14 protein-coding genes are annotated in these 16,673 nt (G+C 70.8%); 9 read left to right on the forward strand and 5 right to left on the reverse strand.

Annotation, left to right across the window (positions count from 1 at the left end; genetic code table 11):
• The first annotated feature begins 57 nt into the window (after positions 1–57).
• From ACFVZW_RS27010 to ACFVZW_RS27020, 3 genes are all read left to right on the forward strand, one after another.
• The gene (locus tag ACFVZW_RS27010) at positions 58–642 is read left to right on the forward strand and encodes a DUF5998 family protein (RefSeq protein ID WP_329115009.1); all 585 of its coding nucleotides are present in this window, start codon (positions 58–60) and stop codon (positions 640–642) included.
• Positions 642–1,847, forward strand: a complete 1,206-nt coding sequence (locus ACFVZW_RS27015; protein ID WP_384526243.1) for an alkaline phosphatase family protein — start codon at positions 642–644, stop codon at positions 1,845–1,847. Before ACFVZW_RS27010 ends, ACFVZW_RS27015 begins: the two co-directional genes overlap by 1 nt.
• Before the next feature lie 168 nt (positions 1,848–2,015).
• Positions 2,016–2,663 (forward strand): thymidine kinase, encoded by a 648-nt coding sequence (locus ACFVZW_RS27020; RefSeq protein WP_384526246.1) that lies wholly within the window; start codon positions 2,016–2,018, stop codon positions 2,661–2,663.
• Positions 2,664–2,996: 333 nt separating this feature from the next.
• Here the strand turns inward: ACFVZW_RS27020 and fxsT are convergent, their stop codons facing one another.
• Positions 2,997–6,017, reverse strand: a complete 3,021-nt coding sequence (gene fxsT, locus ACFVZW_RS27025; RefSeq protein WP_384526250.1) for an FxSxx-COOH system tetratricopeptide repeat protein — start codon at positions 6,015–6,017, stop codon at positions 2,997–2,999.
• A 46-nt stretch (positions 6,018–6,063) separates the two neighbouring features.
• Complete coding sequence (locus ACFVZW_RS27030) at positions 6,064–6,585, reverse strand: hypothetical protein (RefSeq protein WP_384526253.1); 522 nt, start codon at positions 6,583–6,585, stop codon at positions 6,064–6,066.
• Between the two features lie 142 nt (positions 6,586–6,727).
• Here ACFVZW_RS27030 and ACFVZW_RS27035 point away from each other — a divergent pair, with 142 nt between their 5' ends.
• Both ACFVZW_RS27035 and ACFVZW_RS27040 read left to right on the forward strand, forming a co-directional pair.
• Positions 6,728–6,976: a Ku protein gene (locus tag ACFVZW_RS27035; protein WP_384526256.1), complete on the forward strand. Its 249-nt coding sequence runs from the start codon at positions 6,728–6,730 to the stop codon at positions 6,974–6,976.
• Positions 6,912–7,340, forward strand: coding sequence for a hypothetical protein (locus ACFVZW_RS27040; protein ID WP_384526280.1), 429 nt, complete (start codon positions 6,912–6,914; stop codon positions 7,338–7,340). The genes ACFVZW_RS27035 and ACFVZW_RS27040 overlap by 65 nt, the downstream gene beginning before the upstream one ends.
• Here the strand turns inward: ACFVZW_RS27040 and ACFVZW_RS27045 are convergent.
• Both ACFVZW_RS27045 and ACFVZW_RS27050 read right to left on the reverse strand, forming a co-directional pair.
• Positions 7,324–7,752 carry a heme-binding protein gene (locus ACFVZW_RS27045; RefSeq protein WP_329114997.1) on the reverse strand — a complete coding sequence of 143 codons (429 nt, stop codon included), beginning with the start codon at positions 7,750–7,752 and terminating at the stop codon, positions 7,324–7,326. The two genes, ACFVZW_RS27040 and ACFVZW_RS27045, sit on opposite strands and share 17 nt — an antisense overlap.
• A 53-nt stretch (positions 7,753–7,805) precedes the next feature.
• Positions 7,806–9,026: an MFS transporter gene (locus ACFVZW_RS27050; RefSeq protein WP_384526259.1), complete on the reverse strand. Its 1,221-nt coding sequence runs from the start codon at positions 9,024–9,026 to the stop codon at positions 7,806–7,808.
• A 323-nt stretch (positions 9,027–9,349) separates the two neighbouring features.
• Between ACFVZW_RS27050 and ACFVZW_RS27055 the strand changes: the two genes are divergently transcribed.
• The 3 genes from ACFVZW_RS27055 to ACFVZW_RS27065 all read left to right on the forward strand — a co-directional run bounded on the left by ACFVZW_RS27055 (position 9,350) and on the right by ACFVZW_RS27065 (position 14,410).
• A complete protein-coding gene (locus ACFVZW_RS27055; protein WP_384526262.1) occupies positions 9,350–11,998 on the forward strand; it encodes a YfhO family protein in 2,649 nt (882 codons plus the stop codon).
• A gap of 108 nt (positions 11,999–12,106) precedes the next feature.
• A complete protein-coding gene (locus ACFVZW_RS27060; RefSeq protein WP_384526265.1) occupies positions 12,107–13,072 on the forward strand; it encodes a glycosyltransferase family 2 protein in 966 nt (321 codons plus the stop codon).
• A gap of 3 nt (positions 13,073–13,075) precedes the next feature.
• Positions 13,076–14,410, forward strand: coding sequence for a polysialyltransferase family glycosyltransferase (locus tag ACFVZW_RS27065; RefSeq protein WP_384526268.1), 1,335 nt, complete (start codon positions 13,076–13,078; stop codon positions 14,408–14,410).
• 105 nt (positions 14,411–14,515) lie between these two features.
• Here the strand turns inward: ACFVZW_RS27065 and ACFVZW_RS27070 are convergent, their stop codons facing one another.
• The gene (locus ACFVZW_RS27070; protein ID WP_384526271.1) at positions 14,516–15,289 is read right to left on the reverse strand and encodes a VOC family protein; all 774 of its coding nucleotides are present in this window, start codon (positions 15,287–15,289) and stop codon (positions 14,516–14,518) included.
• A 335-nt stretch (positions 15,290–15,624) separates the two neighbouring features.
• Between ACFVZW_RS27070 and ACFVZW_RS27075 the strand changes: the two genes are divergently transcribed.
• Positions 15,625–16,467 carry a sulfurtransferase gene (locus ACFVZW_RS27075; protein WP_384526274.1) on the forward strand — a complete coding sequence of 281 codons (843 nt, stop codon included), beginning with the start codon at positions 15,625–15,627 and terminating at the stop codon, positions 16,465–16,467.
• Positions 16,468–16,673: the final 206 nt, after the last annotated feature.

A 16,673-nucleotide genomic window follows, 5' to 3' on the forward strand; every position in this document is an offset into this window, starting at 1 on the left:
GAGCGGCCGCCGCGGAGCGGCCCGGAGCGCCCCTTCCGACGGATTAGGATGGAGTCCATGGCGAAGACCGGTACGACGACCCAGGGGCTGCGCGCGGCGATCGAGCGCAGCGGCTACTACCCGGCCCTCGTGGCCGAGGCGGTGGAGGCCGCCGTCGGTGGCGAGGCGATCGCGTCGTACCTGGTGCACCAGGAGACCACCTTCGACTCCAACGAGGTCCGTCGCCACGTCACGGTCCTCGTCCTGACGGCCAACCGCTTCATCGTCAGCCACACCGACGAGCAGAACGCCGACACGAGTTCTCCGACGCCGTACGCCACCACCTCCACCGAGTCGGTCAAGCTCGACCGGATCTCCTCGGTCGTCGTCAGCCGCGTCGTCGCCAACCCGGAGTCCTACACCCCCGGCACCCTGCCCCGTGAGGTCGTCCTCACGATCGGCTGGGGCGCCGTCTCGCGGATCGACCTGGAGCCGGCCGCCTGCGGCGACCCGAACTGCGACGCCGACCACGGCTATACCGGCAACGCCACCGCCGACGACCTCAGCCTGCGCGTCAGCGACGCCGGCGACGGCCCGGACACGGTCCGCCAGACCCTCGCCTTCGCCCAGTCGCTCTCCGAAGCCACCGCGGCGACCCGCTGATGGTCCAGCCCACCGCCGTCACCTCCGGCTGGCCGGACGACCCCGTTCCGCTCGACCTCGCCACGGCGCCCGTGCCCGAGTACGGCACCGGCTCGCTGGGCGACCTCCTTCCGACGCTCGTCGCCGGGCAGGGCGTGCCCGGCTGCGACGCCCGGATCGCCGAACTCACCCCGGCCGACCGGAACTGCGTCTTCCTGATCGACGGGCTCGGCTGGGAGCAGATCAAGGCCCACCCGGACGAGGCCCCGTACCTCACCTCGCTCCTCGGCGGCTCCCGCGGGGGCACGGGACGGCCCATCACCGCGGGCTTCCCCGCCACCACCGCGACCTCGCTCGCCTCGGTCGGCACGGGACGGTTCCCCGGCACGCACGGCCTGCCCGGCTACACCGTCCGCAACCCCGAGACCGGCGAGCTCATGAACCAGCTCCGCTGGAAGCCGTGGACCTCCCCGCGCGTCTGGCAGCCGTACCCCACCGTCTTCCAGCTCGCCGACGAGGCCGGGATCCACACCGCCCAGGTCTCCTCGCCGATCTTCCAGGACACCCCGCTCACCAAGATCGCGCTGAGCGGCGGAGCGTTCCACGGCCGGCTCTCCGGCGAGGAGCGGATGGACTTCGCCGCCGAGCAGCTCGCCGGGGGCGACCGCTCGCTGGTCTACACGTACTACAGCGAGCTCGACGGGGCCGGACACCGCTTCGGTATCGACTCCGACGCCTGGCGCGGTCAGCTGATGTTCGTCGACCGGCTCGTCCAGCGCCTCGCCGAGCAGCTGCCGCCCCGCTCGGCCCTGTACGTCACGGCCGACCACGGCATGGTGGACGTCCCCTTCGACGACCAGCACCGGATCGACTTCGACGAGGACTGGGAGCTGCGCGCCGGAGTCGCCCTCCTCGGCGGCGAGGGCCGCGCCCGGCATGTCTACGCGGTGCCGGGAGCCGAGGCCGATGTGCTGACGTGCTGGCGCGAGGTGCTCGGCGAGCAGTTCTGGGTGGCGAGCCGGGCCGAGGCCATCGCGCTCGGCTGGTTCGGCGACGAGGTCGACGAGCGCGTGTACGGCCGGATCGGCGATGTCGTCGCGGCGGCCCACGACGATGTCGTCATCACCGCCTCCGTCAACGAACCCCACGAGTCGGCGATGGTCGGCATGCACGGATCGATGACCCCCGAGGAGCAGCTGGTGCCGCTCCTCGAAGTCCGTTCCTGACCACACCGCCCACCCCTTCCCCCACGATCTGAAAGGTCCTCGACCTGCCATGCCCGAGCTGGTGTTCTTCTCCGGAACGATGGACTGCGGAAAGAGCACCCTCTCGCCGGGGAATCCGCCATGCGCCGAGGCTGCGCGCCCGACGACCCGAAAGGTCACCTCCTCCTGATGTCCGAACTGGTCTTTTTCTCAGGCACCATGGACTGCGGGAAGAGCACCTTGGCGCTGCAAATCACCCACAACCGCTCGGCCCGCGGCCTGCAGGGCGTGATCTTCACCCGCCAGGACCGCGCCGGCGAGGGCAAGCTCTCTTCCCGCCTGGGTCTGGTCACCGAGGCGGTCGAAGTGACCGACGCGATGGACCTCTACGCGTACCTGGTCGGTGAGCTGTCTCAGGGCGGGAGAGCGGACTACGTGATCGTGGACGAGGCCCAGTTCCTGGCATCGGGGCAGATCGACCAGTTGGCCCGGATCGTGGATGACCTCGACATGGACGTCTTCGCCTTCGGGATCACGACGGACTTCCGTACGAAGCTCTTCCCGGGCTCGCAGCGCCTCATCGAACTCGCGGACCGTATAGAGCAGCTCCAGGTCGAGGCGCTGTGCTGGTGCGGCGCACGTGCCACCCACAACGCCCGCACCGTCGACGGAGAGATGGTCGTCGAGGGCGAACAGGTCGTCGTGGGCGACGTCAACCGCCCTGTAGAGGTTGGCTATGAGGTCCTGTGCCGGCGCCATCATCGTCGCCGCATGACTTCAGCCACTGCACACGCCGCTGCCCTCTCCCCAGACGTCCTCCCCGTCAATCGCGCCTGATTGCTGCCTGTTGCGCAGGCTCCATGCGCGCCGGACCAGTGGGCGCTCACCGATCATTCCAATGGGCACCGCGCCAGCGAGGTAGCGGGCGACGAGCTAGTCGAAGCGGATAGCGACGGTTCTGAACCCTGCCGGTCCGATGCTCAGCCCCGGGTTGTGCGATCACGGCTGTGGTCCGCATCGCCTCAGGGTCAGACCCCAGGGGCTCCTGCAGGTACTGATGCCTGGTCGCCCGGCCAGGCGCGCATCGTTGGTTGACCAGGCGACGCCAATGGCGTTCCTTGCCGCTGTTGGGTCGGCTGGGCACGGGACCGTGCTGGTTGGCACTCGAGTTCAGGGAGCTTCTTCGTCGGCTCTGGCCTGCCAGTAGGCGGCGCCCTCGCGGGTGGTGCGGGTGTTGGGATGGTCGGGTCCCAGGATGCGGAGGCAGTCGTCCAGCAGTCGTGTGAAGGCGGTCGCTGCCTCGTCAACGTCACCTGCCACGCCTCGGTAGTAGGCGAGGTGGCCTCGCGCGGAGAGGACGTCGGGGTGGTCCGGGCGCAGGAGGCGCATGCGCCCGGCGATCACTTCTTCGATAGCGGCCGCGGCGCCGTCTGGGTCGCCCGCCTTGGCCAGTGACGACGCCAGCTGGTCCCAGGCCTGCACTGTGTCGGGATGGTCAGGCCCTAGTACCCGCACGCGAGCCGCCAGCAGTTCCTTCCACGCTGTTGCGGCGCCGGAGTGATCTCCCGCTTCTTCACGCCAGTGGGCGAGGATACCCAGCGTGGTCAGGGTGTCGGGGTGATCCAGGCCTAGTACGCGCCGGCAGGCCTCCAAGAGTGTCTCCTGCGTGGCTGCCGCGCCAGACGGATCTCCGGCCGTACCTCTCTTGTAGGCGAGTTCGGCCTGGGCTTGCAGAGTGTCTGGATGGTCTGCTCCCAGGCTGTGTGTTCGTTCTTCCACAAGCTCTACAGCTGCCCCGACATGTTCTTCCCTGCTCTGCTGAGGAGCGGGTGATGCGACTCTTGGCTCGCCCTGCTGGCGGGCGAGGGCGAGGTTGTCGCGGGCGGCCAGGGTGCCGGGGTGGTCTTCTCCCAGCACACGCGACCGGTCGGCGAGGGTCTGCTCCAACAGGGGGATCGCGTGTGCCAGATCCCCCGCCTCCTGATAGGCGGAGGCGAGGTTGTTGCGGAAGGTCAGGGTGTATGGGTGGTCTGCACCCATCACCCGCAATTGATCTGCCAGGGCCTGCTCGAACAGGGGGATGGCGCTGCCTAGGTCCCCCACATCCCGGTAGGCGGAGGCGAGGTTGTTGCGGGAGGCCAGGGTGTCGGGGTGGTCTTCTCCCAGCACTCGCAACCGGTCGGCGAGGGTCTGCTCGTGCAGGGGGATGGCGTGTGCCAGATCCCCCGCCTCCTGATAGGCGCCGGCGAGGTTGTTGCGGGAGGTCAGGGTGTCGGGGTGGTCTTCTCCCAGCACTCGCGACCGGTCGGCGAGGGTCTGCTCGTGCAGGGGGATGGCGTGTGCCAGATCCCCCGCCTCCTGATAGGCAAGGCCGAGATTGTTGCGGGCCGTAAGGGTGTACGGGTGCTCTGCGCCCAGCACTCGCAATTCGTCGATGAGGTTCTGTTCGTGTAGGCGGATAGCCTGCTCCAGGTTGCCCGCCGACGCATAGGCGCTCGCAAGGCTACTGCGGGAGGTCAGGGTGTCGGGGTGGTCCGTGCCCAGCACCCGTTCAGAGTCTCTGAGGTTCTGTTCGTACAGTGAGATGGCGGTGTCCAGGTCTCCGGCCGTCTCGTAGGCGACGGCGAGAGCGTGGCGGGATGCCTGAACGCTGGAGCTGTGTTCACCCTCCAGACGTTCGAAGGCGGAAAGCGCGCGTTGGTGGTACCTGATGGCGCGGGCGGGCTGACCCTGATCGCTGAGGAAGCGCCCAGCGACGCCGAGGATGAGCGCGATGGTGTCGGTGTCGGTGTCGGGGGCGGCGTGGCCGGTGAACGCGTCGATGTGTGGAATCAGGGTGCGCCAAGCGGGCCAGGTGGCGAGGTCGGACCAGACACCGGGTACTGCGGCGCGCAGGTTGGCAGTGGCCTGTTCGCGGGCCTGGGCGATGTGGCCGGGGGCGCGGTGGGGGTCATTGGCGTCCGGGGTTCGGGCGAGGGCTTGCACGAGCCTGTGGACGGCCAGCGTGCCGGTGGCGGTATCGACCGTGACCATGTTGTAGGCGGTCAGCAGGCCGAGTGCCGTTTGTCGTGCAGCTGGGTCGTCTTGACCGCAGTCGAACAGGGTGACGGGGATGTTCTCGGGTGCGTACCAGGCCAGGACTCGCAACAGGTCAGCTGCCAGGGCCTGGAGGTGGGTGATGCGGTCAAGAGTGATGTTCCAGACCTGGGCGATAGTGCGTTCGTTGGGGGTGGTGGCTCCGCCGTGGCTGTACATCGTTGCCGGGTGCTGGATGAGTAGCTGGAGATAGCCGTTGGGCGTGACCAGCGGGTTCTGGGCGAGGTACGCGGCTGCTTGGTCGATCGCCAGGGGCAGGTGACCGAGTTCGGTGCACAGTTCGGAGGCCCCTGTCAGATCACGGGGGCCGGCGGCGGTGGTGATGCGGGTGAGCAGGGCGAGGGACTCGGCCTCGTCCATGACGTCGAGGCGTAGCAGGGTGGTGGCGTCGCTCCAGGCGGTGGCGAGGCGGCTGGTGATCAGGAACCGGCCATTGGGGGCGCGAGCGATCAGGGGGGCGATGTCGGCGGGATCGTTGACGTTGTCGAGGATGAGCAGCCAGCCGGTGTGGCTGGCCAGCCATTGCTTCCCCCACTCAGCGAGTGTCTCGGCTGGCAGGGCTGTGGCCAGGGCGGGCTGCAGCGCGGTAGCCAGGCTGGCCAGGCCCTGCTCGACGCCCGCAGGGCTGTCGGCGGTGATCCAGCGCACCGGTGCACAGCCGTGGGAGCGGGTGGCCGCCCAGTGGGCGGCCAGGGTGCTCTTGCCGACCCCGCCCAGCCCGTGTACGACCTGCACCAGTGCCGTACTGGGAGTGTTCGGGGCGATGTTGAGGCGGTCGAGGTCGTGGGAGCGGCCCACAAATTGTCCCGGCTGGTGTGGCAGGTTGTTCAACCCGGCGGGGGCGTCCACTTCGGCGGGAGGCCGCATGGCCTCGGGCGGAACGTGCACGGTGGGACTGAAGATGCCGGTGACGGCGATCCCGCCGTGGCTGGCAGTCGCGTTCCCGCTGTTGATCACAACCTGCCCGGCGCCTCGGGCGCCGGGTGCCGCAGCCGACGGGGCTTCGCAGGGATCCGACACGGACTCTCCGCCTGCCGTTGCCACCGTATCTTCGGTGTCCTTGCTGGAGTCGCGCCTGCCCGGCCATCGGACCATGCCAGCTCCTTGGCTTGCCTCGAACGGTTGCCGTGACGGCGGGTAGTCATTCGTTGACGATGCCGCTGACGGCGCTGGAGCCAGTCCCCTCGGCTTCGGCGTCTCCTGTGTTCACCGCCGTGGCGGGGCCGGTCTGGGTGTCGCCCCCGCGCTTGATACCAGTGACCGCGCTGCCGCCGTCGCGGGCGGTGGCCGTCCCTGTTCCGATGGCCGCATCACCGGTCGAAGCAGCGATGAACGACAGCATCTCGCGCAATTGCTCAGCCGCCCGTTCCTGCCCGGGGGCATCGAGGCTCTCCAGCAGCGCTTCGAAGCGGCCCTGCCACATTCCTTCCTGCCGCAGACGTTCGCTGCGGATGTCATTGGCACTGCTCAGGACCTCGGCCGTGTGGTCCATTCGCTCAATTTCAGCATCCGCCTGCGCGGCGTCGCCGTGGGCGAAGAGATCCGCCATCCGTCTGCGCAGGCCGTGCCACGCATCAGTACCCGCCGCTTGGACCACGGCGGTGCCACCAGCCAGTGCCAGGGCCGTCAACGACTCAACCAACATGTGATCCCCGCTTTCCACAGATGGAACATGTTCTGGTCTCTCGCCTCGGACGACCGCTCATGCTCACCAGCCCACACATCCAGCGAAGCCCACCCCTTCCGATCCTGCAAAACGCACCACGCTCAGCACGAGGGCGAAAGCGATCGAGATTGCCGCGTTCGTGCCGTGGGACTCCATCGATCCGCGGCATATCGGCGAGGCGTCCTACTACCTCAGCGCTGACGGCCCGGTGGCGGCCAAGCCGTACCCCCTGCTGTGGGAGGCCCTGGGAAGAAACGAGCAGGTGGCGGTGGCGAAGTTCGCGCTCCGGGGCAGGGAGCGCCTGGGACTGCTTCGCCCATACGGTGACGCTGCTGCCCTCGATGCGCTGGGACGACGAAGTGCGCGACCCGGGCGAGCTCGCCCCTGACGACGTCGGCCTCACCGAGAAGGAGGTCTGCGAGGCGCTCGCTGTGCTTGAGACCATGTCTGTGGAGCACCTGGCCGACGTCGGCGAGGCCGAGTTCACCAACCAGTGCCGTGAGGCGCTGGTCGAGGTGATCGAGGCGAAGGCCGAGCACCACGAGCCGAAGGCCGCAGAGGGCGCGGAAGCGACGCCACCACCGCCGCCGTATGACGGCGGCGACGGCGCGGGCGGCGGTCCTGTCCCCGGACGTCCTGCCGGTCACACCGGCCTGACGGATCCCCGGCGGCTCAGGCCCCCGCGGGGGCAGGCCACCGGCGGCTCGGCCCGGTGCCGTGAGGCCCCGGCCGGTCTCAGGCGAGCGCCGTGAGCGCCGTGGTGGCGAAGCCGTGGTCCTGCTCCGGGGCGCCGCCGCCGACCCCGATGGCGCCGATGAGGCGACCGTCGCGGTGGACCGGGAGTCCGCCGGCGATGAAGAGGAGCGGGCGGTCCAGCGCCGTGGTGAGGCTGTGGAACGGGCCGTCGGGCTTCACCAGGTCGACGAGGTCGGCGGTGGGGGCGTTCAACTGCAGCGCGGTGTACGCCTTGCGGGTGCTGGTCTCGCCGGAGACGAGCACGGCGCGGTCGTCCCGGCGGAAGGCCAGCAGGTGGCCGCCCGCGTCCAGGACGGTGACGCTGACGGTCACTCCGGCGTCCTCGGCCGCGCGGCGGGCGGCGTCGAGCAGGATCTCGGCGTCCTGGGTGCTCAGCGGGGTGACGGCGGTGGGGGTGGTGGTGCTCATGGTGCGTTCTTCCTTCGTGGTGATGAGGTGATGACGGGCCGGGGGTACGGGGGTCAGTGGCCGACGGTCGTGACGACTGCCGGTGCCGCCGTCGGAGCCGCGCCCGTGGCCACGACCCGGGAGCGGGCCTTGGTGCGCCGGTCGAGGAACGCGGCCAGGAAGGCCAGCAGCAGGGCGGTGGCCGAGAGGAGTGCGCCGACCCAGTTCGGGGCGGTGTAGCCGAGGCCGGCGGAGATCACGACGCCACCGAGCCAGGCGGCGAGCGCGTTGCCGAGGTTGAAGGCGCCGATGTTGGCGGCCGAGGCCAGGGTGGGGGCGGCGGTGGCCTGGTCGAGGACCCACTTCTGCAGCGGCGGCACCGTGGCGAAGCCGAGCGCGCCGATCAGCGTGAGGGTGATGGCGGCCAGCACCTTGTGGTGCGCGGTCGCCGTGAAGACGAGCAGGGCCAGGGACAGGGCGCCCAGGGTGGTGAAGAGCAGCGGCATCAGGGCGCGGTCGGCGAACCTGCCCCCGAGGAGGTTGCCGAGGAACATGCCGATGCCGAAGAGGACGAGCAGCCAGGTCACGGCGCCTTCGGTGTAGCCGGTGACCTCGGTCATCATCGGGGTGATGTAGGTGATGGCCGCGAACACCCCGCCGTATCCGAGGACGGTCATCGCCATGGCGAGCCAGACCTGGACGTTCTTGAAGGCGGCGAACTCGGTACGCACGTTCGCGCCCTCGGCCCTGCCCGTCTCCGGCACCAGCTTGGCCACGCCGAGGAGACCGATCACTCCGAGGGCGGCGACGAGGGTGAAGGTGACGCGCCAGCCCGCGGCCTGGCCGATGTAGGTGCCCAGCGGGACGCCGACGATGTTGGCGACGGTCAGCCCCATGAACATCAGAGAGATCGCCGACGCCTTCTTCTCCGGGGCGACCAGACCGGCCGCCACCACCGAGCCGATGCCGAAGAACGCGCCGTGGGCGAGCGAGGCCACGATCCGGCCGATCAGCATCACGCCGAACGACGGGGCGAAGGCGGACAGCAGGTTGCCGACGACGAAGAGGCCCATCAGGAAGAGGAGCATCTTCTTGCGCGACACCTTGGTGCCGAGCACGGTCAGGAGCGGGGCTCCGAAGACGACGCCGAGGGCATAGCCGGTCACCAGCCAGCCGGCGGTGGGGATCGTGACACCGAAGTCGCCGGCGACCTGGGGCAGCACGCCCATGATCACGAACTCGGTGGTGCCGATCCCGAAGGCCCCGATGGCCAGGGCCAGGAGCGCGAGAGGCATGGCGAAGCACCTTCCAAAACGATTGCAGGGGGGTTTTGCGTGCTTCGACAATAGTTGCAGACGCGGGATAAAAGCAAACGGTGGCTATTGCGTGTGCGGGGTACTTCGGGCCGGCCGGGCTTCTGGCCGAGGGCCCCAAGCGGTCGGCTCCTGGTCGACGGCACCCCGTGTTCACCTGCGGTGTGCCCGGAGATCCACTGCTGATCGGATGCGGGACGCCCGGCTCGGCGGTAATGGGCCTCGGCCCGTGACGGGAAGCCTCACCGACGTGAGCACCGGGCCCTCCCGCATCCGCGCGCCGCACGAAACATCCCGGAGGACGTGTGCCCCCAGCTGCCGAGACCGTGCCCGACCAGGGCGAGGGCGCGCGGACCGAGGGCACTCGGCCCGGTGGGACGGACGCAGGCAAAGGCCGGTCCCGTCCGGCGCGGCTGATCCGCAGAGGCCGGCGCAGCCTCCGAGCGCGGGCGGCCGCCGCAGCCGCCCTGCTGACCTGTCTCGGCTTCTGTCTCGGCGGGCTGATGGCCGGCGCCCATCCCTTCGGGTCCACGACCCGCAACACCGTCGACCTCGGCCAGCAGTACCTGCCGTACCACGCCTACTGGCGGCGACTCCTGCTCGGCGACACCGACGGTGATCTCTTCCTGAACTGGAGCGCGGGCTTCGGGACGAACTTCCTCGGCGACTTCGGCACGTATCTGAGCAGCCCCTTCGACCTGATGGTCGTGCTGTTCCCGGCCGACCGGATGGAGCTCGCCCTCTACGTCATCACCACGGCCAAGATCACCGCCGCCGGCGGGGCGATGGCGGTGCTGCTCCTGACGCTGCGCCGCGGCCCCTGGCCGATGGCCGCCGTCCTGGGAACGGCGTACGCGCTGTGCGGCTGGGCCCTGAACCACGGAGCCACCGTCCCGATGTGGCTCGACGGACTGCTCGCCTTCCCGCTGCTGTGCCTGGTGGGGGAGTGGGCCAGGGCCGGGCGCCGCCCCGTGCTCGGCCCGCTGATCGTGGCACTGGCCTGGTTCGCCAACTTCTACACCGCGTACATGGCGGCCGTCGGCGCGGCCGTCGTCCTCGTCGTCCGGCTGCTCACGGCCGAGGAATCGGGACGTACGGCACGCAGGATCCTCGCCGGGCTGCTGCGCTCCGCCCGGGCGGTGCTCCTGGGCGTCGGTCTCGCGGCGCCGGTCGTCCTGGTGATCTTCCTGGCCACCCGTGTCGCGGACCCCACCCCCGTGGTGACGTTCGTCGCCGTCGACTGGGCGGACGTGTTCGCCCGGCTGCTCCCGGCCACGGCGGGTGTCGCGAGCCCCGCCCTGTTCATCGGCACCCCGGCGCTCGCACTCGCCCTCACCCTGCCGTTCAACAGCGCCGTGGCTCCCCGTGTCCGGATCGCCTGGGTGTCCGCGATCTGCCTGGTGACGCTCTCGATGCAGTGGGAGCCCACCCACCTGCTCTGGCACGCAGGCGCCTCGCCCAACGGCATTCCGTACCGTCAGGCCTTCGTGCTCTGCGGTCTGTTGGTGATCGCGGGCTGGCTGTCCACCGCTCAGGGGCTGCCCCGGACCCCCGCCCTCCTCGGCGCGACGGCGCTGCTCGCGGCCATGGCGTTCGCGGTCCGGGACAGCGTCGTCGTCGACCGCTGGACCTACCCCGCCTTCGCCGCCGCGCTGGTCCTCGCCGTGCTCGCCGCCGCTGTCGTCGTCCTCGCGCGGCGGTACGCGGCCGGCTCCCGGGTCCTGCCCGCCGCGGCCGTCGCCCTCCTCGTCCTGACGCAGATCGGTGAGACCGCGATCACCGGCGGCAGGATCGCCGAGCAGCAGCTCGCCCAGGTCCACTGGTCCCCCCGGGTCGGGCCCTGGCAGGAGGACATGGCCCGCGCCGTCGCCGCGAAGGACGCCTGGCCCCGCCACCGTACGGACCCCGGCGAGGTGCCCGGCGGAAACGACCCCCTGCTGGTCGGCGGGCAGGGCGGCGAGTACTACTCCAGCCTGAGCTCGGACGTCTACTCCCGCACGCTCTCCTCCCTCGGCTTCGGCTACTACGCCAAGGGGCGGCACCCGGTCAGCCTGGACAACCCGGTGACCGACGCGATCTTCTCGATCGGCACCCGGATGCGCTCCGAGCCCACCGCGCCCCTGCGGACGGACGAACTGCCCGAGGCCGTCATCACCACCACCGACATGCCCGTCCCTCCGCTCGTCACCGTCCGACGGGACGTCCGGCTGCCCGCCCCAGGGGCCCGCTTCGGCGACTCCGCCTTCGGCAACCAGGAACTGCTGCTCGGCTCGAAGGTGTACGACACGCCGGCCCAGGTCCGGCGTACGGACGGGCCGAAGGGCACCGCCACGCTGACCGCCACCTGCCCCGCGAACGCACGCGTCTGGTTCTGGGCGCCCCAGCTCCAGGGCGCCGCCACCCTGAACGGACAGCGGCCCGTGTCCTTCGCCGGCAAGCTGCCGTCCGTCCTCGGCCCCATGCAGCCGCTCGGCACCGTCCCGGAATCCGGCGCCGTACGGATCGAACTGCGCAGTGACCGGGGAGCCCTGAAGCTGCCCCGGCAGCCCGTCGGCTGCCTCGTCCAGGAGCGACTGGACACGGCCGTACGGCAGTCGACCGCGACCGGAGCCACCGCCGTGCACGTCTCCGGGCACGGCCTCTCGGCCGAACTCCCGGCCGGCAGCACCGGAACCGCCGTCATCGCCGTGCCGCGGATCTCCGGCTGGAGCTGCGCCGCGGGTGACGCGCGGCCGACCCCCGCCAAGCGCTATCTGGGCCTCCTGGCCGTTCCGCTCGACGGCGAGGCGACCACGGTCAGTTGCTCGTTCCGGCCCCCCGGTCTGCGCGTCGGCGGTGCCATCGCCGCACTCTCACTTCTCGTCCTGCTGGCGCTCGGATTCCGGAGCCGGTTTCTTCGCAGGACGACAAGAGTTCACCTGGAGTGCACGCCGGGATCGTCCGACGGGAAATGACGATGGATACGCTGCCCGCCTGGCCGGGCGTTTGTCCGGCCAAGCGTCATGACTGGATCGCTCGCGCGATCGACTGATTGATCGTCTGTTTGAGTGTTGGGAATCCGTGTGCCGAAACTGTCCGTCATCGTGCCTCTCCACAATGTCGGGATCTATGCCCCCGACACCATGCGCAGCCTCGCGAACAACGCGGACCCGGACTTCGAGTTCCTGCTGATCGACGACTGCTCCACGGACGAGACACCGTACGTGCTGGATCGCTGGGAGAGCCGCGTCCCCAACGCCACAATCATCCGCCACGAGACCAATCTCGGTGTCGCACAGGCGCGCAACACCGGCCTGGACGCGGCGAACGGGGACTACATCACCTTCCTCGACGGCGACGACTGGTACGCCCCCGGCCACCTGCGCGCCATGGTCCGCGGCATCGAGTCGCTCGGCTGCGACTTCGCCCGTACCGACCATGTGCAGTCGACCGGAAGCTCGCGCAGCATCCGCTACGCGCCCGCCGGACTCCGCGACACCGTGATGAATCCGCGCGACGGAATCGCACCGGCCAAGATGGTGACGATGGTGGACTATCCCTTCGTCCCGTTCGGTATCTACAGCAGCCGTCTATTCGAGAACGGCGCGTCGCGATTCGAGACGAAACTGCGCACCGCAGAGGACCGGCTCTGGATCTGGCGCCTCCATCTGAAAGCCACCACTTATGCGGCTCTCAGCCTGCACGGAGTCTTCTACCGACGCGGTGTCACGACCTCTCTCACGCAGATCACCGACAACCGGCAACTGGACTTCATTCCTTCGTACGACCTCCTTCTCGAAGAAGTGTCGAAGGACCCCGAGGCCGATCGCTTTCTGCCGAAGGCGGTACGCACCTACTGCGCCATGATCGCCTTCCACATGGGCAAGGCCGACCAGTACGAACCCGCCGTGACCAAGCGGCTCAGGCAGAACGTCACCGACGCCCTGCGCCGCATGCCGCAGCAGGTGCTCGACGAGACGCTGGCCACGATGGACACCGCGCGCAGCACCCTGCTCACCAGCCTGCGCGCCACCGGAAGGACCGCCTGACCCATGACCGCGAACCCGCGTACCCAGATCTTCCAGGTGTCCACTCTCTACGGCGCGGCCACGCTCGCGGCGGCGCTCGACGCGGGCCGGTTCGGCGCCCGCGAGGGCGTTCGACGGATCCTCCTCGTGTCGAACAACGCCGAGATCCCGGAGACGGCGCTGCGCCTCGACGCGATGACCGGCTACGACCGGATCGCCACCCGGTTCGACGAGGCGATCGACTGGAACGAGGCCATCCACCCGCACCACCCCAGCTCCTGGTCGCCCCGCCCGGAGGAAGCCCCGCTGTGGCAGCGGGTGTTCCGGACGGCCTGGGGTCTCGGTACCGCCCCGGTCGAGCTGATCGTCGAGTCCATCCAGGTCAACCCCGCCAAGGCGCTCGCCGCGGTCTTCGCCGAGAGCACCGTCGAGGTGTACGCGGACGGCCTGATGAGCTACGGGCCGACGCGCGACGAGCTGCCCCAGTCGATCGCCTGCCGCATCCGGCGCCTGCTCCACCTCGACCTCGTGCCCGGTCTGCGCCCGCTGCTCCTCGCCGAGTACGACGTCGAGCCCGAGCTGGTACCCGACACGGCCTTCCGCGCGGTGCTCACGGAGATCGCCGAGGCGGCGGGGGACGACAGGCAGCTGGCCGAGGCGGCCGCGGCCGAGCCCACCGCCCTCCTCCTCGGCCAGTACCTCGCCGCCCTCGGCATCCTCACCGCCGACGAGGAGGAGGAACTGCACGTCCGGATGTTGCGCGGAGCCGCCGCGGCCGGCCACACGTCGGTGGTCTTCAAGCCGCATCCGACCGCACCCGCCCGCTACTCGACGGCCCTGCACGAGGCGGCCGAGGCGTCCGGCGTACGCCTCACCGTCCTGGACGGTCCGCTGCTCGCCGAGACCTTCTACGAGCGCTGCCGCCCGCGGCTCGTCGTCGGCTGCTTCTCCACCGCGATGCTCACCGCCTCCGTCTACTACGACGTCCCCATCGCCCGGGTGGGCACCGACACGGTCCTGGAGCGGCTCAGGCCGTACGAGAACAGCAACCGGGTGCCGCTCACCGTCGTGGACCACGTCGTGCCGGACCTGGAGTCGGGAGAGGGCCCCGCGGTGCCCGGCGCCGCGCCGGCGACCCTGACCCCCCTCGTACGGGCCGTGGGCTACTGCATGCAGCCGAGACTCCACCCGCTGCTGCGACCCGAGACGGCAGAGTTCCTCAGGGCGCTCCAGGGCGAAGGCGGCGCGGAGCGGTACTTCCTGCGGGAGCGGCTGACCGAACTCGGACTGCCCGGCGGCGACGGGCGACGGGGCGCGTCCCGGCTCCGCCGGCGCCTGGTCCGCAGCGGCCGGAGCTGACTCGGAGGCGGCGGCCGCCTGTGCTCCGAAGGCCGCAGCGGCCGGAGCTGACCGAAGGTGGCGGCGGCCGGGGCTGACTCGAAGGGCGCGGCGGCCGGGTGTCTCTCAGCTACCCGCCGAGCGGACGATGGTGAAGACCGCACCCTCCGGGTCGGTGACCAGCGCGAGCCGGCCCGTCGTGCCCTCCCTGGGCGGCCGCAGGACCTGCCCGCCCAGCTCGGTGACCAGGCGGGCGGCCGCGTCCGTGTCGGCGACCTCGAAGTACGTCATCCAGTGCGCGCCCCGGTCGCGCGGGAGCGCTGTACCGACGCCGTGCAGCGAGGCCACCGGACGGCCCTCCAGGTGGAGGGTCAGATAGTCGAGGTCGGCGGAGACGACGGGCTCGACCTCGTACCCGAACACCGTCCGGTAGAACTTGCCGACCGCAGAGGTCTCGTACGTCAGCAGCTCGTTCCACACCGGGGTGCCCGGCGTGCCGGCCACCGCCGTGCCGAGGTGCGCGCCGGCCTGCCAGACGCCGAAGACCGCGCCGGTCGGGTCCGAGCAGATCGCCATCCGTCCGGCATCGCCCGCGTCGAGCGGGCCGACGGCGACCGTTCCTCCGCAGCAGCGGATGGTCTCCGCCGTCTCGTCGGCGTCGTCCGTGGCCAGGTACGTCGTCCAGGCGACCGCCAGATGCCGGTCGGGCGGCAGCTGGCCGATACCCGCCACTTCCCTGCCGTCGAGCAGCGCGCGGACGTAGGGGCCGAGCTGCTGCGGGCCGGGAACGAACTCCCAGCCGAAGAGCGCGCCGTAGAACTCCTGTGTCGCGTCAAGCCCGTGCACCATCAGGCTCACCCAACAGGGTGTACCGGGTGTGCGCCGAGTCGCCTCGGTCATCGTCACTCTCTCCTCGGACCATCGTCGTGGCCGTACGGGGGGACAAGCCGTGCGCACGAGCGCGTACGGGCGGTGGGAGCCGGGCCCCGGGTACCGCAGCGGATTACTGCCCGCCGTCGACCCGCCGTACGCGCGCCGGGTCGCGCGCCTCCGTGCAGATGCTCGCACCACCGGGCGTGCAGCGCGCCAGGGCCGCGCCGTTCTTTGGCGCGATCCCGCGTGAGGATGCCTGGATCGCCGGGCCGGGGTCCTCGCGGGGTCCTGTGATGCCGTGCCGCCGTTTCCGGAGCTACGGCGCGGTCCGAGGCAGGGCGTGCTGCGCGAGGATGGCACCCATGAAGCCCATCATCACCGCAAGCGAACTCGTGAGCGAGTCGGCCGGGGCCAGGCCCCCGGTACTGCTGGACGTCCGCTGGCAGCTCGGCGGCCCGCCCGGGCTGCCCGCGTACGAGGCCGGGCACATCCCCGGCGCCGTCTTCGTGGACCTGGACGTGGAGCTGGCAGGTCCGCCCGGGAGCGGCGGGCGGCACCCGCTGCCGGACCTGGCGGCGTTCGGGGCGGCGATGCGCCGGGCGGGCGTCTCGGCCGACACTCCGGTCGTCGTCTACGACGACTGGCTCGGCTGGGGCGCGGCGCGCGCCTGGTGGCTGCTGCGCTGGACGGGGCACGCGCGCGTGCGGGTCCTGGACGGCGGGCTCGCGGCGTGGACGGCGGCGGGTCACGGGCTGTCGAAGGAGACACCCGCCCCGGAGCCGGGCGACTTCGCGCCGGAGCCGGGTGCCGTCGGTCTGCTGGACGCGGACGGGGCGGCGGCGCTGGCCCGCTCCGGCCTGCTCCTCGACGCACGGGCGGCGGAGCGCTACCGGGGCGACGTGGAGCCGATCGACCCGGTCGGCGGCCACATCCCGGGCGCCGTGTCGGCCCCGACGACGGAGAACGTGGACGCGGAGGGCCGATTCCTGTCCGCGGAGGCCCTGGCGGCGCGCTTCACGAAGCTCGGCGCGGGGGACGAGGGCGGCGGCGAAGCCGTGGGCGTCTACTGCGGCTCCGGCGTCTCGGGCGCGCACGAGGTGCTGGCCCTGGCGATCGCCGGCACCCCGGCGGCCCTCTACGCCGGCTCCTGGTCGGAGTGGTCGAACGACCCCACCCGCCCGGTGGCAACGGGCCCGAACCCCTAGTCGCCACGGGAGTGGGCGCCCGAACTCGCGGACGCCACGGGGAAGCGGCCGAACCCCTAGTCGCCACGGGAGTGGGGCCCGAACCCGTGGAAACCGCCGGGAAGGGGGCGACCCCTAGGCGCCGCGGGGGAGGGCCGAACCCCTAGGCGCCACGGCAAAGGGGTCCGCGCCCCTGGACGCCACAGGAAATAGGGCGGCCCGCCGCG

The sequence above is a fragment of the Streptomyces sp. NPDC059567 genome (genome assembly GCF_042735655.1).
GTDB lineage: Bacteria > Actinomycetota > Actinomycetes > Streptomycetales > Streptomycetaceae > Streptomyces.

What these genes read in the sequence shown, in the direction of transcription:
- ACFVZW_RS27010 (WP_329115009.1), top strand. Translation starts at nt 58, where the DNA reads ATGGCGAAGACCGGTACGACGACCCAGGGGCTGCGCGCGGCGATCGAG.
- ACFVZW_RS27015 (WP_384526243.1), top strand. Translation starts at nt 642, where the DNA reads ATGGTCCAGCCCACCGCCGTCACCTCCGGCTGGCCGGACGACCCCGTT.
- ACFVZW_RS27020 (WP_384526246.1), top strand. Translation starts at nt 2,016, where the DNA reads ATGTCCGAACTGGTCTTTTTCTCAGGCACCATGGACTGCGGGAAGAGC.
- fxsT (WP_384526250.1), bottom strand. Translation starts at nt 6,017, where the DNA reads ATGGTCCGATGGCCGGGCAGGCGCGACTCCAGCAAGGACACCGAAGAT.
- ACFVZW_RS27045 (WP_329114997.1), bottom strand. Translation starts at nt 7,752, where the DNA reads ATGAGCACCACCACCCCCACCGCCGTCACCCCGCTGAGCACCCAGGAC.
- ACFVZW_RS27050 (WP_384526259.1), bottom strand. Translation starts at nt 9,026, where the DNA reads ATGCCTCTCGCGCTCCTGGCCCTGGCCATCGGGGCCTTCGGGATCGGC.
- ACFVZW_RS27065 (WP_384526268.1), top strand. Translation starts at nt 13,076, where the DNA reads ATGACCGCGAACCCGCGTACCCAGATCTTCCAGGTGTCCACTCTCTAC.
- ACFVZW_RS27070 (WP_384526271.1), bottom strand. Translation starts at nt 15,289, where the DNA reads ATGACCGAGGCGACTCGGCGCACACCCGGTACACCCTGTTGGGTGAGC.
- ACFVZW_RS27075 (WP_384526274.1), top strand. Translation starts at nt 15,625, where the DNA reads ATGAAGCCCATCATCACCGCAAGCGAACTCGTGAGCGAGTCGGCCGGG.